This window comes from Trebonia sp., from assembly GCF_030042015.1.
Lineage (GTDB): Bacteria > Actinomycetota > Actinomycetes > Streptosporangiales > Streptosporangiaceae > Trebonia.
In genome coordinates this window covers 1-14,471 of record NZ_JASIAL010000316.1, presented here as the reverse complement: position 1 = coordinate 14,471, position 14,471 = coordinate 1, and the positions used below count along the sequence as shown (strand labels likewise).

General features: G+C 71.8%; 16 protein-coding genes. 10 read left to right on the top strand and 6 right to left on the bottom strand.

What is annotated here, in order from left to right; translation table 11 throughout:
* The coding region (locus Q1N79_RS17020) for a hypothetical protein (protein ID WP_300610059.1) at positions 1-965 on the top strand (965 nt) is incomplete at its 5' end.
* 25 nt (positions 966-990) lie between these two features.
* Here the strand turns inward: Q1N79_RS17020 and Q1N79_RS17015 are convergent.
* The 3 genes from Q1N79_RS17015 to Q1N79_RS17005 are packed head-to-tail and all read right to left on the bottom strand — an operon-like array spanning position 991 to position 3,218.
* Positions 991-2,445 (bottom strand): NAD(P)/FAD-dependent oxidoreductase, encoded by a 1,455-nt coding sequence (locus tag Q1N79_RS17015; protein WP_300610058.1) that lies wholly within the window; start codon positions 2,443-2,445, stop codon positions 991-993.
* Positions 2,446-2,448: 3 nt separating this feature from the next.
* Complete coding sequence (locus tag Q1N79_RS17010; protein ID WP_300610057.1) at positions 2,449-2,898, bottom strand: universal stress protein; 450 nt, start codon at positions 2,896-2,898, stop codon at positions 2,449-2,451.
* Positions 2,895-3,218, bottom strand: coding sequence for a hypothetical protein (locus tag Q1N79_RS17005; protein WP_300610056.1), 324 nt, complete (start codon positions 3,216-3,218; stop codon positions 2,895-2,897). Before Q1N79_RS17005 ends, Q1N79_RS17010 begins: the two co-directional genes overlap by 4 nt.
* 193 nt (positions 3,219-3,411) lie before the next feature.
* On the opposite strand from Q1N79_RS17005, the gene Q1N79_RS17000 reads away from it, so the two are divergent.
* A complete protein-coding gene (locus Q1N79_RS17000; RefSeq protein ID WP_300610060.1) occupies positions 3,412-5,220 on the top strand; it encodes a PAS domain S-box protein in 1,809 nt (602 codons plus the stop codon).
* Positions 5,221-5,297: 77 nt separating this feature from the next.
* On the opposite strand, the gene Q1N79_RS16995 is transcribed toward Q1N79_RS17000, so the two are convergent.
* Entirely contained in the window at positions 5,298-6,080 is a 783-nt protein-coding gene (locus tag Q1N79_RS16995) for an ABC transporter ATP-binding protein (protein ID WP_300610055.1), read from the bottom strand.
* Positions 6,081-6,096: 16 nt separating this feature from the next.
* Here Q1N79_RS16995 and Q1N79_RS16990 point away from each other — a divergent pair, with 16 nt between their 5' ends.
* From Q1N79_RS16990 to pheA, 7 genes are all read left to right on the top strand, one after another.
* Positions 6,097-6,837, top strand: a complete 741-nt coding sequence (locus Q1N79_RS16990) for an ATP-binding protein (protein ID WP_367185081.1) — start codon at positions 6,097-6,099, stop codon at positions 6,835-6,837.
* Between the two features lie 217 nt (positions 6,838-7,054).
* Positions 7,055-8,173 carry an arginine deiminase family protein gene (locus Q1N79_RS16985; RefSeq protein ID WP_300610053.1) on the top strand — a complete coding sequence of 373 codons (1,119 nt, stop codon included), beginning with the start codon at positions 7,055-7,057 and terminating at the stop codon, positions 8,171-8,173.
* A 64-nt stretch (positions 8,174-8,237) separates the two neighbouring features.
* Complete coding sequence (locus Q1N79_RS16980; protein WP_300610052.1) at positions 8,238-8,579, top strand: STAS domain-containing protein; 342 nt, start codon at positions 8,238-8,240, stop codon at positions 8,577-8,579.
* 37 nt (positions 8,580-8,616) lie between these two features.
* A complete protein-coding gene (locus tag Q1N79_RS16975) occupies positions 8,617-9,309 on the top strand; it encodes a glycosyltransferase (RefSeq protein ID WP_300610051.1) in 693 nt (230 codons plus the stop codon).
* A complete protein-coding gene (locus Q1N79_RS16970; protein ID WP_300610050.1) occupies positions 9,306-10,949 on the top strand; it encodes a hypothetical protein in 1,644 nt (547 codons plus the stop codon). Before Q1N79_RS16975 ends, Q1N79_RS16970 begins: the two co-directional genes overlap by 4 nt.
* A 17-nt stretch (positions 10,950-10,966) precedes the next feature.
* Complete coding sequence (locus Q1N79_RS16965; RefSeq protein WP_300610049.1) at positions 10,967-11,428, top strand: DUF4446 family protein; 462 nt, start codon at positions 10,967-10,969, stop codon at positions 11,426-11,428.
* 7 nt (positions 11,429-11,435) lie between these two features.
* A complete protein-coding gene (gene pheA / locus Q1N79_RS16960) occupies positions 11,436-12,377 on the top strand; it encodes a prephenate dehydratase (RefSeq protein ID WP_300610048.1) in 942 nt (313 codons plus the stop codon).
* A 10-nt stretch (positions 12,378-12,387) separates the two neighbouring features.
* Here the strand turns inward: pheA and Q1N79_RS16955 are convergent, their stop codons facing one another.
* The gene (locus Q1N79_RS16955; protein ID WP_300610047.1) at positions 12,388-12,933 is read right to left on the bottom strand and encodes a bacterial proteasome activator family protein; all 546 of its coding nucleotides are present in this window, start codon (positions 12,931-12,933) and stop codon (positions 12,388-12,390) included.
* Between the two features lie 27 nt (positions 12,934-12,960).
* Complete coding sequence (locus Q1N79_RS16950; RefSeq protein WP_300610046.1) at positions 12,961-13,941, bottom strand: NAD(P)H-quinone oxidoreductase; 981 nt, start codon at positions 13,939-13,941, stop codon at positions 12,961-12,963.
* A gap of 189 nt (positions 13,942-14,130) precedes the next feature.
* Between Q1N79_RS16950 and Q1N79_RS16945 the strand changes: the two genes are divergently transcribed.
* Positions 14,131-14,471: hypothetical protein (locus Q1N79_RS16945; RefSeq protein ID WP_300610045.1), on the top strand; the 341-nt coding region annotated here is incomplete at its 3' end.

Sequence of the window (14,471 nt, the reverse complement as noted above, 5' to 3'; positions counted from 1 at the left end):
TGCCGACCGGACCGCTCGTGACGCTGGAGGTGGCCGGGTCGCTCGCCGTCGGGCCGGGCGGCGCTTTGTACGTCGCCGCCCCCGGCCAGCATCGCATCCTCGTCCGGCTGCCGGACGGGACGTTTCGGGCCGTCGCGGGCACGGGGACCGCTGGCTATTCAGGCAACGCGGGGAAGGCGATCGACGCCGAGCTGTCCGATCCGTCCGACCTGACGTTCGCCGCGAACGGCGACCTGTACTTCACCGACTCCGGGCGGGTCCGTGTCATCGGAACCAGCGGCGTGATCGAGACGGTCGCCGGCGACGGGTCGACGTCATCGCCGGCCGGCCCGAATCCGGTCCCCGCGGTGCCGAACGGCACGCCGGCACTGCGGGCCTCGCTTGGCCCCAGCCTGTCGATCGCATTCGGCCCGGGCGGCGTGCTCTACCTGGCCACGAGCACGCAGCTGCTGCGCATGACGCACGGGGGGCGGCTTTACGCGATCCGGGCACATCGCGTCTCCTTCGGCAACGTCCCCGGCCTGCCGGCCTCGCTGGATCAGAGCCTCGGGACAATCGCGCTCGACAACGCGGGCGACCTTTACGTCTCGGGGTTCAACGGCTGGGCCATCTGGCGCGTGGCGCCAGGCGGCGCCGCCACCTACGTCGGCTACGACCGGGGCAGCGGCGGCACGGCGCCCGACCTCGCCCGCGGCCCCGGCGGCGCGGTCTACGCCGGCAACGGCGCGACGATCGTGCGCGTGACCCCCACCCGCCTTGTTCCCGCGGCCGAACTGTCCGGGGTCGACGGGCAGTACTTCTGGACGATGGACTTCGCGTTCGGCCCGCACGGCACGCTCTACGCGGACGAGATACCCGGCAACCTCGGCTTCGAGGCCAGGCAGGAGCTCGTGTCGGCGGCCCGAGGCCGCGTCATCGTGCTGTGGACCGAGCCCGCCGCCGCTGCCGCCGGGCACAGCCGATAGCGGCACAGGCACCGAGCCGACGCCGTCAGGCGGTTACCTCGTAGTCGGCACGCCGCGCCCGGCGGGTGCGCGCCCAGTACTCGAAGGAGAATCCCGGCCACAGGGCCCGGTTCACCCCCGCGTCGTCGAGATACCAGCTGCGGCACCCGCCGGTGTTCCAGACCGCGCGCCGCAGCCTGCGCTGCAGGGCGTCGTTGTACTTCCGCGTGGCTGCCGTCCTTGCCTCGATCGTGCTCGCCTGCTCGCGGGAGAGGATCCGCAGGCAGCTCAGCACGTGCTGGACCTGGCTCTCGATCATGAAGACGACCGACGTGTGGCCGAGCCCTGTGTTGGGCCCGAGCAGCAGGAAGAAGTTGGGGAACCCGGGGACCGTGACCCCGCGGTAGGCCTCGACGCCGCCCGCCCAGGCGTCCGCGAGCTTGCGGCCCCCCCGTCCCGTCACGTTCAGTTCGCTCGCGGCGTCGATGACCCGGAACCCGGTGGCATAGACGAGAACGTCCGCCGCGTGCAGGCGCCCGTCCGCCGTCACCACGCCCGACGAGACGATTTCGCTGATCGCGTCGGTGACAAGAGCGACGTTCGGCCGCTGCAGCGCCGGATAGTAGTCAGAGGACAGCAGGATCCGCTTGCAGCCGATCGTGTAGTCCGGGGTCAGCCGGGCGCGCAGCTCGGGATCGGGAACCTGCCGCTCCAGGTGCCTGCGGGCCAGCGACGCGGCCGGGGCCATCAGCCGGGCATCGGCCGCGAAGCCGAGCGCCTGCAGTTCCAGCAGCCAGTAGATGGCGTAGCGCAGGCCGCGGGCGGCGCCGGGGACAGACCGCAGCGCGGCGCGCATCCCGGCGGGAATGGCGACGTCCGGCCGCGGACTGATCCACGGCGGCGTGCGCTGGAACACCGTCACCCGCGCGGTTTCGCCGGCTACGGCGGGGACCAGCTGGATGGCGGAGGCGCCGGTGCCGATGACGGCCAGCCGCTTGCCGGTCAGGTCGGCGGCATCATCCCAGCGGGACGAGTGGAACGAGGTGCCGGCAAACGCGTTCATCCCCGGGATGTCCGGATAGGACGGCAGATGGAGCGCGCCGGCGCCGGACACGACGGCGTGGGCGCGATAGCGGTCGCCGCCCGCCGTGCGCACCGTCCACAGCCTGGCGTCGTCGTCCCACTCCACCGACTCGACGCGGGAGCCGAACCGGACGTGGGAGTCGATCCCGTACGTGACGGCGCATTGCCGCAGGTACTCCCAGATTTCCGGCTGCGGCGCGAAAAGCCTGGTCCACGACGGGTTGAGCGCACGGGAAAACGAGTAGAGCGGCGACGGCACGTCGCACGCACAACCCGGATACTGATTGTCGCGCCACGTCCCGCCGAGGTCGGATGCCTTTTCCAGGATCACGAAATCCCGGAAGCCCGCCTCGCGCAGCGCGATCCCCATGCCGATGCCGGCGAACCCGGAGCCGATGATCACGATCTTGGGCTGCATGGGTCACGGCACCACGATGACCGGGCAGCTCGCGTGCCTGGCGAGCCAGCCGGGTACCGAGCCGGCGACGTGGTGCCAGACGTGCCTGGGCGCGCCGATCACGAGGGCGTCGGCACTGAACTCGGACGCGACCGCGGCGAGTTCCCGCGCCGGGCTGCCGCGCCTGGTCCTGACGTGCACTTCGAGCTCGCCGGGATCGGTCACCTGGTCCAGCTCGGTGAGCAGCCAGCGCTCGAGCGCGTCGTTGTCCCTGGGCAGCCCCACCACCTGGCCGGTCAGCGGTTCGCAGTAGACGCCAGGCGACGACACGTAGACCACGAGCAGCGGCCTGCCGAGCCGCCGTGCCATGCCCGCGGCGTACGCGAGCGCGTTGCGCGCGGACGCGGAGCCGTCATAGCCGGCGATGACCGGGTGGACCAGGGTGACCGGGCGTGCCTGATAGGGCCCGCTCATGGCTTCTGGGCGCGCTCGTTCCCGCTCGCGGCGGCGCTCGGGCCGCCGCTGCCGCTGCACAGGACCTTGCCGCGCAGCGCTGCGCTGCTCGGGCCGGCCCTGATCCGGGTAAGGCTCCGCCTGGTCCATCTCCGCGTCCCTAGCGGGCGCACGTAGTCGATAGTTTTGTTATAGCAAATATTTACCCGCTGGTTAAGCGGATCGTACATCGAGAAGGCGCGCCCGCCGACCTCGTCGGCTTCGCCGGCGTAGCGGGTGTCGCCGGCGTAGCGGGTGTCGCCGTGCGGCGCGGGTGTTGTCCCAGTCGGCGTCGGCGTCATCCGCAGCCCCTGTGTGCTGTCGGCGGATCATCCGTAAGGCAAGTACTGCCCTTTCGCTGATCTCGGCCGCTCAAGGTGGCACGATGAACGTGTGGTGGCAGAGCAGGCGCAGCCTGCATACCGGGGGGGTGCAGCAGCGCAAACAGGGTTCGCCGGCCGCGGCGATCCGGTCGACGCGACCGCGCGCGCCGTCATCGGCAGTGCCGCCGACGCGATCGTCGCCTTCGGGACGGACCGGACCGTGCTGCTGTGGAACCCCGCGGCCGAGCGCATGTTCGGGTGGGCCGCCGATGAGGTGCTTGGCCTCGAGCCGCCGATCGTCCCCGCGGAGCTCAGCGCCGAACACAACGCCGTGCTCGAGCGGGTCCGCGGCGGCGGGCAGATCTCCTTCGCCACCAGGCGCATCCGCAAGGACGGCTCGGTACTCGACGTGCGCATCGACACCAGCGCGCTGACCGACAGCCACGGCGAGGTGACCGGCTGGGTCAGCATCTGCCACCAGACCGGCGAGGACGACGTTGCCAGGCACTACATGGCCGAGCGCGCGCGGGTGGTGCGCCGCCTCGGCGACGTGGTCGCCGACATGAACGCGCAGCGCGACCTGGAATCGGTTCTCGACCGGATCGCGGCCAGCCTGCGCGAGCTGACCGGCGCCGACGCCGGCGGGTTCGTGCTCATCGAGGACGACCGGCTCCGGCTGGTCTCCACCGCCGGGCTGCCCGCCCGGCTGCGCGGCCGCGTGGCGTCGCTGTCGAGCAGCCTGGTCGGTGAGCTGCTCCGGTCCGGCAAGACGGTCATGATGGCGACCGGCGAGTCCGGCGAGTTCGACGACCTGATCTGGTCGGCGCTGCGCGGCCTGCACACGATCGCGCTCAGCCTCTCGCACGTCGGCGGGCGTCCCTATGGCGCGCTGTACGCCCTGTACAGCCGGCGTACCCTCAGCCACGTCGAGCTCGAGCTGCTCGAGCTGCTCGCCGGGCACGCCGGCGTGGCGCTGACCAACGCGATGGCGTTCGAAGAGGTGGTGCGGCAGCGGGCGCACGAGCGCGCGGTCATCGACGGCAGCGCCGACGGCATCGCCGTGCTCGACGAGGACGGCCTGGTCAAGCAGTGGAACCCGGCCGCGCACCGGATGACGGGCATGCCGGCGAGCGAGGTCATGGGAGCGCCGCCGCCGTTCCCGCTGCCCGAGCCTGGCGAGCGGCGCACCCACAGGCTGGACAGCGGGCGCTGGCTGGACGTGCTGTGCACCGCGTTCGGCGACGGGGGCGAGCGGGTCGTCGACTTCCGCGACGTCACCGCCGCCAAGGAGCTCGAGGAGGCCAAGGACCTGTTCCTGGCCACCACCAGCCACGAGCTGCGCACCCCGATCACCGTCGTGCAGGGGTTCGCGTCCACGCTGGCCAGCCGGTGGGACCAGCTCTCCGACGCCGACCGCAGGGCCGCGGTGCGGACGATCGCCGAGCGGGCGGGCTCACTGGGGCGGCTGGTCGAGCAGCTGCTGCTCGGCGCCCGGGCCGGCGCGGACCAGCTGCCCGTCAACAACGGCCCGTTCGACCTGGCCGGGTTGCTGCGGACGACGGTCACCTCGTTCGGGCCGCTGTCGGAGCGGCACGAGGTCGTCGCGGAGATCCCGGCGGACCTGCCGCTCGCGCACGGCGACGCGATGGCGACCGACATCATCGTCGGGCAGCTGCTCGAGAACGCGTTCAAGTACTCGCCGTCCGGCGGGCTGGTGACCGTGCGGGCGCGGGTGACGGGGCCGATGATCGAAGTGGACGTGGAAGACGAGGGGATCGGCATCGCGCCTGGGGACCACGAGCGGATCTTCGAGCGGTTCGTCCAGGGCGAGACCGGCGACCGGCGCCGGTTCGGCGGGGTCGGCATCGGCCTTTACATCGTGCGGCGGCTCGCCGTCGCGCAGAACGGGACCGTGGTGGCCCAGTCGCGCCCCGATGGCGGCACGGTCATGCGGCTCAGCCTGCGCCGCGCCGACATCTAGCCCCAGCTAGCCAGACAGGCGGACATCTAACCCCAGCTGGCCAGACAGCTAGCCCTCCGGTGGCCGGCCCCGGGTGGTTACAGGCGGGCCTGCTCCCGGTCGCGGGGCTCGCCGCCGGTCGCGACCAGGTACTCGTCGACGACGCTGGGCACGTCGTCGCTGTCGCGCAGGATCTGCCCGGCCTCCATCCAGATCACCCGGTTGCAGCTCTGCTCGATCTCACCGAGATTGTGCGCGACGAGGAACACGGTGCCGGCTTCGTTGCGCAGTTCCTTGATCCGGTCGTGGCTCTTGGTGCGGAAGGCGGCGTCACCGGTGGCCAGCGCCTCGTCGATCATGAGGATCTCGTGGCTCTTGGCCGAGGCGATCGCGAACCGCAGGCGCTGTGCCATGCCGGTGGAGTAGGCGCGCATCGGCAGGTCGATGAACCGGCCGACGCCGGAGAAATCCACTATCTGCTGGTAACGGGCCTTGACCTCCTGCGGAGGCATGCCCATCGCGAGGCAGCCGAGCACCACGTTCCGCTCGCCGGTGAGGTCGTCGAGCAGCGCGGCGTTGACGCCAAGCAGCGCCGCCTGGCCGGTCGTGTAGACGGCGCCGTGCTCGGCGGGGAGCAGCCCGGCGATCGCCCGCAGCAGCGTGGACTTCCCCGACCCGTTCCTGCCGATGATGCCCATCACGTCGCCGTGGTTGACGACGAAGGAGATGCCGCGGATCGCCTCCACCTCGCGGATGGACGCGCGACGCTGCCGCTTGACCACGCGCATCAGCGCGGTGGCGGCGGTGCCCTTGTTCCCGCCGGCCCCGTACACGCGGTACACCACGTGCAGGTTGTCAACCACAACGGTCGGGTCAGCCACGGTGCCACCCAGGAACATGGTCGGAATAAGCGAAGGCCACGACCTGACGTTACCTTGTCGGCGCGCCAGTTGCGCCACGACGGCATGGACATGTTGTCGGCTAACGCCCGCGAAATACGGCGAACACGGTTTCACCGCGTTCGCACGGGGCATTCCGCTCGTAACCGGGTTCGTTCAGTTCCACGGACGGGGCGGAGTGTCTATGGAGGTGGCTACGAGCGCGCTACTGCTCCCGTTTACAGCCTCTAGCGTCGGCGTAGCCCGCCGTCGCCTGATCGGTGACCTCACCGAAGCAGGCGTTTACGAGGGAACGGCCTGTGACGCCGGGCTAGTGATTAGTGAACTTATCAGCAATGCCCTGGTGCACGCTAGACCGCTTCCGGGTCGAACTGTGAAGGTCTCGTGGACGCTGCGCCAGGACAGCGTTGAGGTTGCGGTAAGCGACGGCGGCGGCCCTACGGTGCCCGCGGTGAACGAGCCGTCCAGCTGGTCGCTCGGCGGCCGCGGCCTGGGGATCGTTGCCCGGCTGTCGCTGCGCTGGGGGGTTTGCGCTGGCGACGGCCACTGGGACAGCGACCGTGACGAGGACGTCGGCCCGGCCGGCGAGCCCGGCAGCGGGCACGACGGCTCCGCCGACGGCTTCCGCGACGGCTGCCCGGGCGCCGCCGATCCTGGCGAGACGACCGTGTGGGCGGAAGTGCCTGTCCGATACGGCAGCCCGGCGAGTTTGGTAATTGCATGGTCGCGGGACGCGTAATCCTGTCTGGAAGTGGTGATAACTTCTCGCGGGGGATGCCGCGCGGTGAAGTCCGCGTAATTCGGCACGTGCGGCAATCGCGGGAGAAGACATGTTTCCGGGGGGATTCGTGTCCGAGTTCTACGGGGTGGACAGTGAGACCGGACGCCTGCGCACGGTGCTGGTGCATCGGCCTGGAGCGGAACTGCGAAGGATAACGCCGCAGCACAGTTGCGGGATGCTGTTCGCTGCCCTGCCATGGGCCGAACGCGCGCAGCAGGAACACGACGCGTTCGCCGACGCGCTGCGGGCGCAAGGCGTGGCCGTCCTGTACCTGACCGAGTTGCTGCAGGACGCGCTCGAGTACGCGGCGGCCAGGCAGCAGGCGGTCGACTCAGCGCTCAACGACCCCCGGCTGGGTGACGAGCTGCGCGGCCAGCTCAGGACCTTCCTCGAAGGCCTCGGCCCTGAGGAGCTCGCCCAGGTGCTCATCAGGGGGCTGGCACGCGATGAGTTCCCCGGCGGGCGCGGCCCGGTCTTCGGGCTGCTCGACGCCTGGGACTTCGTGCTGTGCCCGCTGCCCAACCTCGTGTTCGCCCGCGACTCAAGCGTGTGGATCGGGGACAGCGTGGCGGTGACAAGCCCGCAGGGCAGGCGCGCCGAGGCCGAACTCGCCGCGATCGTCTTCGCCCACCACCCGATGTTCGCGGGCACCAAGCGGCTGTACGAGCCGGGCCACGAGCTGCTGGCCGGCGGTGACGTGCTGCTGCTCGCGCCCGGGGTGGTGACGATCGGGACCGGCGCGCAGACCTCGCCGGCGGGCATGGAGCGACTCGCGCGGCAGGTGTTCGACAGCGGGTTCGCGCACACCGTGCTCGTCGTGCTCATGGACCCAGGCGGCACCGACTGCCTGGACACACTGTGCACGCTCGCCGGCCCGGACACCGTGGTGATGCGGCCCGCGGTGGCGTACTCGCTGGTCGCCCGGACGATCACCCCGCACGGCGACGGGCTTCGGCTGTCGCATCCCCAGCCGTTCCTCGGGGCCGCCGCGCAGGCGATGGGAATTGGCCGGCTGCGGGTCATCGAGACCGGCCTGCGTCCGGGCCGGCCCGGGTGCCCGGACGGTCCGGGGAGCCAGTGGGACGACGCGGGGAACCTGCTCGCGCTCGGCCCCGGCACGGTGGTCTCCTACGAGCGCAACACGCTGACCAACGCGCGCCTTGAGGCGGCGGGCATCGAGGTGATCCGGGTTCCCGGCGGCGAGCTGGCCGGCTGCCGGGGCGGCCCGCGCGCCATCTGCTGCCCGCTCGGCCGGGACCCGGCGAGCATGCCGGACGAGCGCGAGCGCGCCTGACCACGAGATTTCCCGCGCCGCGACGGCTAGCGTTCTGGCTGCAAGTGGCGGTAGGGTTCCAGCCGTGGAGCTCAAGGTCTCAAGTCGGTCTCACGGAGATCACGCGATCGTGACCGCGTCGGGAGAAATCGACCTCTATACCGCTCCGCGGCTGCACAGCGAGCTTGCCGCAGTCATCGCCAGCTCCGCACCCGGATCCAGGGTCATCGTCGACATGTCCGGGGTGGAGTTCTGCGACTCCACCGGCATGAACGTCTTGCTCACGTGCCTGCGCCAGGCACGTGAGCGTGGCGGTGAGCTCGAGCTCGCCGCGCCGCGCCTGGCGGTCAGGAAGATCCTCCAGGTGACGGGGCTCGACTCCGTGTTCACGATCGGCCAGGACCCGGCGGTGCTCCCCGGCACGTAACCGGGGCCAGGGGGCCGGCGCCGCTACTATTCTCCCCATGACACAGGTCGCTGTCGTCATCCCGGCGTACGACGAGGCCGATCGCGTGGGCGCGACGGTCGCCGCTGCCGCGACGCTGGCCGCCGTCGACGTGGTCGTGGTCGTGGACGACGGCTCGCGGGATGGCACCGGGCGCGCCGCGCGCGAGGCAGGCGCTTCGGTGCTGCGGCATGCCCGCAACCGCGGCAAGGCGGCCGCCATGGACATCGGCGCAGAAGCCGTCCGCCTGCTCGACCAGCGCGAGCCGCGGGCGTCGCCGCGGCCCCTGCTGTTCCTCGACGCCGACCTGGGCGCGACCGCCGCCGCGGCCGGGGCGCTGATCACGCCCGTGCTTGCGGGCGAGGCCGACATGACGATCGCGGTGTTCGCCGACAGGGTCAAGCTGGGCGGCCACGGCTTGGTGGTGCGGCTGTCCGGCGCGGGCATCCGCCGCGCGACCGGCTGGACGCCGGCCCAGCCGCTGAACGGGCAGCGGTGCCTGTCCAGGGCGGCCTATGACGCCGCGCGCCCGCTGGCCCGCGGGTTCGGCGTCGAGACCGCGATGAGCATCGACCTCAAGCGCAAGGGCTTCCGCATCGCCGAGGTCGAGGTGCCGATGGCGCACCGGGCGACCGGCACCGACCTGCGGGCGCAACTGCACCGCGCGCGCCAGTTCGCCGACGTGGCCCGGGCGCTCGCCACCCGCCTGTGACACCAGGCAGGCTCGGCCGGGCCGGGCTCGGCGCGACCGGCATCAGCATCGCCGCCACGATCGCCGTCGGGGCCGCGGGCCCGTCGCTGATGGAGCCGCCGCTGCCCGGCCGCCCGGCGCAGCTGCCCTGGATGCTGGCGGTCCGCCCCAGCCCGTACCTCGCGGTCGGCCTGGCCGCCGCCGGCCTTGCCGCGGGCACCCTGGGCCTGGCGCTCACGCTGCGCGCGATGCGCATGGGATGGACAGTCCGCCCGGGGTACGTGCTGCTCGCGGGCGCGCTCGCGGCGGTCGTGGCGGGAACCACGGGACCGTTCGGATCATCGGATTTTATTTCCTACGCCGCCTACGGCCGGGAGCTTGTCACCGGCCATAACCCGTACCTGATGGCGCCCCAGGCGCTGGCGCGGCTCGGCGATCCCGTCGCGCGCGCGGTGCAGGACTGGGCGGGCACCCCGTCGGTGTACGGGGCGCTCGCCACGGGGGTGTTCGGGCTCGCGTCGCTGATCGGCGGCGCGTCTGCCCGGCTGACCGTGTTCGTCCTCGACCTGGTGAACGCGGCGGCGTTCGTCACCGCCGGGGTGCTGCTCGACCGGCTTGGCGCGCGCCGCGGGCCGGCGGCACGGCTGCGGGCGGCGGTGCTGTGGACGTGCAATCCGCTGCTGCTGCAGGTTCTCGTGGCGGGAAGCCATGTGGACGGGCTGGCCGCCGCACTCAGCATCGGCGGGATCGCGGTGCTCGCCCCCCTTATCCCGAACGGACGCCCCAGTTCCCGGCCAGCCCTGCGTGCTCTGGCCGCGGGCGCGGTCCTCGGACTTGGCTTCGCGGTGAAGCCCACGGTGCTGCTGGTGGCGGTGGGCCTGGCGATCGCTACCGCTCGCCTTCCGCGCGCTGTCCGCCCTCCCCGGCCGCCCCGGCCGCCCCGGCCCCCCGGGCCCCCCGGTTTGTTCGCGGATTCAGTTGCTATAACAGCGCGAATCCCTAACAAATGGCTGGCGCGCCCGTCGCGCGCGGTGCTGGCGGGCCTCGCCGCGGGGTTTGCCGCCGTCGCGGCCGCGGACCTCGCGCTGATCGGGCGGGCGGGGATCGCGCAGACGTTCCGGGCGAGCGGCATGGTTTCTGTGGGTTCGCCGTGGCGGGCGGTGCGAACAGTGCTGCGGGTTCTCACCTCTTCCGAGTCGGCCGCGGACGACGTGGTGCGCGTGCTCGCGGTGCTGCTCATGGTCTGCCTTGCGGCGTGGCTGCTGCACCGGCTGCCGCGGCGCGCGGCGGACGGCGCGGCTGTCGGGTGGGCGCCGTTCGCGCTGGTGCTCGCGTGGCTGGTGGCCTGGCCGTACGTGCTGCCGTGGTATTTCGCGCTCGGCTGGGCGCTGCTGCCGCTGCTGCCGGCGTCCGGCCTTGACTGGCTGCTGCTCGCGAGTACGGCCGCGCTCGGGTTCGGGTACCTGCCGGCCCGCTCCGCCGGCATCACGATCCCCGCCGGGCTGCGCTGGATGGAGCCCGTCGTCAGGTCGGCGCTGACCCCGGCGGTACTCGCGGCGGTGGCGGTGCTGCTGGTGATCGTCACGCTGCGGCGCGAGCGGCCCGCGCGGCCTGCGCGGCCTGCGCGCCCGGCCGGCCTCACCGGGGCCGGCCAGCCGTGACCGGTATAGTGCTGAACGTGAAAGCCATCGCGTTCGCTGCCGCTGTAGGAGCGCTGTGCGGCGTGATCGGCGTCATCCTCGCCCTGGTCGCGAGCCGGCGCGCCGCCCGTGCCGTGCGTGAGTGCAGAGACATGATCCAGGGCGCGGTCGGGTCGCGCGGCACCGTCGACCCGCGGGCGCTGCGCGATGTCGCGCTCGTCAGGTACGACGCGCTGCACGAGATGTCCGGCCACCTGTCGTTCTCCGTGGCCTTGCTCAACGCGGTGGGGGACGGGATAGTGCTCAGCTCGATCAACGGGCGCGCGGACTCCCGGACCTACATCAAGCCGGTGGTGGCGGGCGAGGGCGCGCAGGAACTGTCACCCGAGGAGGCGCACGCGGTGCGCACGGCGCGGCAGGGGGCGGGCATGGTGGCCGAGTGGCCGGCGCCGTCGGACCGGGGTGACCACGGCCCAAAGCACGCCCGGGCTACGGCATGATGGGGCTATGCGCTATGCCTACCTTGGGCCGGAGGGCACGTTTACCGAGGCCGCCGTGCTGAGCCTGGCTGGCCCTGTCGGCCCTGCTGGCCAGCAGCGCACGGATGTGCAGCCGGTGCCGTATCCCTCGATCGGAGCGGTCCTGACGGCCGTGCGGACCGGGGAAGCGGAACGAGCCGTGGTCCCGATCGAGAGCTCCGTCGAGGGCATCGTGACCGCGACCGTCGATGACCTCACCGGCGCGGACGGCTTGCTCATCCGGGCCGAGACGCGGCTGCCGATCGAGTTCGCGCTGCTCGCCAGGCCGGGGACGGCGCTTCCTGACGTCAAGACCGTCGGCGGGCACCCGCAGGCGCAGGCGCAGTGCCGTCGCTGGCTGGCCGCCAACCTGCCGGAATGCGAGTGGGTGCCGCTGGCTTCCAACGCCGAGGCCGCCAGGCAGGTGGCCGCGGAACATCTGGACGCGGCCCTGGCCGGCGCCTTCGCCGCGCCCAGGTACGGCCTTGCCGTGCTCGCGGCCGACGTGAACGACCGGTCCAACGCGGTGACCCGGTTCGTCGTGGTGGGCCCGCGGGGAGAGATCCCGGCGCCGACCGGCGCCGACCGGACATCGCTTGCCGCGTTCCTCGCCGACGATCACCCGGGCGCGCTGATGGAGATCCTCACCGAGTTCGCGGTGCGGGGCGTCAACCTGTCAACGATCCAGTCCCGCCCCACCGGAGACGGGCTCGGCAGCTACTTCTTCTTCATCGACTGCGAGGGGCACATCGACGACGCGCGGGTCGGCGAGGCGATGATGGGCGTGCGCCGGGTCTGCGCCGAGGTGCGGTTCCTCGGCAGCTTCCCGCGCAGCGACGGCGGGCGGACGCAGGTCCGCCCGGGCACGTCCGACCCCGAGTTCGCGGAAGCCGCCGCGTGGCTGGGTCGGCTCCGCTTCGGCCGTCCCTAGTGCCGCGGCCTCAGAGGTAGGGGCCTGAGCCGCGGTGCGCCTGCTGCTCCTGCTCGGCTGGGGGCATCAGCCCGGGCGGGAGCGCCCGGCGCATCTGCTCGAGCTGCGCTCGCGCCGCCATTTGCTGCGCGAACAGCGTGGTCTGGATGCCGTGGAAGAGCCCTTCAAGCCAGCCGACTAGCTGCGCCTGCGCGACGCGGAGTTCGGCCTCGCTGGGCGTTTCGTCGTCGTCGAACGGGAGCGAGAGCCGCTCAAGCTCGTCGACGAGTTCAGGGGCGAGACCGTCTTCAAGCTCCTTGATGGAGCTCTTGTGGATCTGCTTCAGCCGCGCCCTGCTCTTCTCGTCCAGCGGAGCTGCCCTGACCTCCTCAAGGAGCTGCCTGATCATGCTGCCGATGCGCATGACCTTTGCGGGCTGCTCCACCATCTCGGTAACCGGCCGCTCGGTCTCGTCGGCGTCCTGGCCTTCAGGGCCGCCCCCGATGGCCAGTGCGTCCGGTCCGACCAGGACGACCTGTGGCCTGCCCTCTTCTTGTGGGCTGTATTGCTCGCTCATTTGCCTCACGTTACCGGGTGCGGGGGACTATCGGGCACGCAGGAGGATCTTGCCCGTGTGGGTGCTCGCGGCCATGATCCGGTGCGCCTCCGGCGCCTGCGTCATCGGCAGCTCGCGGTAGATGACCGGCCGGACCTTCCCCGCGTCGATGAGCGGCCAGACGTGCTCGCGGACGGCCGCGACGATGGCGGCCTTCTGCTCAGGCGGCCGCGCCCGCAGGGTGGTTGCCATGATCGTGCCGCGCTTGGCCATCAGCTTGCCCAGGTCAAGTTCCGCCCGCCGGCCGCCCTGCATGCCGATGGTGACGATCCGCCCGTCGGCGGCAAGAGCGTCCACGTTGCGGTCCAGGTAGGCGGCGCCGATGATGTCCAGGATCACGTCCGCGCCGCGCCCGTCGGTCGCCTCGCGCAGCCGCAGCACGAAGTCGTCCGCCCGGTAGTTGATCGCGATGTCCGCGCCAAGCTCGCGGCAGGCCGCCAGCTTCTCCTCCGAGCCGGCGGTGACCGCCACGGTTGCCCCGGCTTGTCTGGCCAGCTGGATAGCCATCGTGCCGATCCCGCTCGCCCCGCCGTGCACGAGCAGCGTCTCGCCGGGGGCCAGCCGGGCCGCCAGGAAGACGTTCGAGTACACCGTGCACGCCGTCTCGGGGAACGCGGCGGCCTCGATGAGCCCGACCGATGCCGGGGCGGGCAGCAGCTGGCCCTGCGGAACGGCCACTTTCTCGGCGTAGCCGCCGCCGGCGAGCAGCGCGCACACCTCCTCGCCCGGCTTCCATCCGGCTACCCCTGGTCCGGTCGCGGCGATCGTGCCCGCGCATTCGAGCCCGGGGTAGGGGGGAGCTCCCTGCGGCGGCGGGTAGAACCCCTGTCGCTGCATCAGGTCGGCGCGGTTGACGCCGCTTGCGGCGACGTCGACGAGCACCTCGCCCGGCCCCGGCACGGGGTCTTCAACCTCGGTCCAGCGGAGCACGTCCGGGCCGCCGGGCTCGGTGATCACGACCGCATGCATGTCTTCCTGCCCATGGGGAACACCTTTTCACTCGCGTCTTGTCAATTTGATCACCGGGTCGGGGTGATCTGTGCGATGAGCTCATTGTCTGTCGCGAAAAGTATGGCAAGAGCAGGTAGGTGGCTTAGGCTCGGTAGTAGGTGCGAACCCCCGCCGCGTTCCCGGTACTGGTGAGGATGGGGACGACCCGTGACACCGAACGAGCATGACGAGCCCACCACCGCGAGTAAGCCCTCGGAGCGTGCGTCCGGCGCGGTCGCTGACGGTCCCGACGACGGCCAGCGCGACTACCTGACCTCGGGGCCGAACCCGTTCTCTTCCGCGCATCCGCAGGGGATTGCCGTCTTTCCGCGGCTGCTCCCCCGCGAGTTCCCGCCGGACGACGACCCGCCGCCTGACCTGCCCGTGATGGAACAGCTCCCAGACCCCAACGCGCTGCCCGACTACCCGGTCATCCCGGGTTATCAGCAGGCGTTCCCGCCCCTTGCCCCGCCCTTCCCGCCGTCCGACCCGGCCGCGTCCGATCCGGC

Excerpts from the sequence above, each read along its gene's own strand:
- Q1N79_RS17015 (WP_300610058.1), bottom strand. The coding sequence starts at position 2,445 with ATGCAGCCCAAGATCGTGATCATCGGCTCCGGGTTCGCCGGCATCGGC.
- pheA (WP_300610048.1), top strand. The coding sequence starts at position 11,436 with ATGCGCTATGCCTACCTTGGGCCGGAGGGCACGTTTACCGAGGCCGCC.
- Q1N79_RS16975 (WP_300610051.1), top strand. The coding sequence starts at position 8,617 with ATGACACAGGTCGCTGTCGTCATCCCGGCGTACGACGAGGCCGATCGC.
- Q1N79_RS17010 (WP_300610057.1), bottom strand. The coding sequence starts at position 2,898 with ATGAGCGGGCCCTATCAGGCACGCCCGGTCACCCTGGTCCACCCGGTC.
- Q1N79_RS16990 (WP_367185081.1), top strand. The coding sequence starts at position 6,097 with ATGGTCGGAATAAGCGAAGGCCACGACCTGACGTTACCTTGTCGGCGC.
- Q1N79_RS16950 (WP_300610046.1), bottom strand. The coding sequence starts at position 13,941 with ATGCATGCGGTCGTGATCACCGAGCCCGGCGGCCCGGACGTGCTCCGC.
- Q1N79_RS16985 (WP_300610053.1), top strand. The coding sequence starts at position 7,055 with ATGCTGTTCGCTGCCCTGCCATGGGCCGAACGCGCGCAGCAGGAACAC.
- Q1N79_RS16955 (WP_300610047.1), bottom strand. The coding sequence starts at position 12,933 with ATGAGCGAGCAATACAGCCCACAAGAAGAGGGCAGGCCACAGGTCGTC.
- Q1N79_RS17005 (WP_300610056.1), bottom strand. The coding sequence starts at position 3,218 with ATGACGCCGACGCCGACTGGGACAACACCCGCGCCGCACGGCGACACC.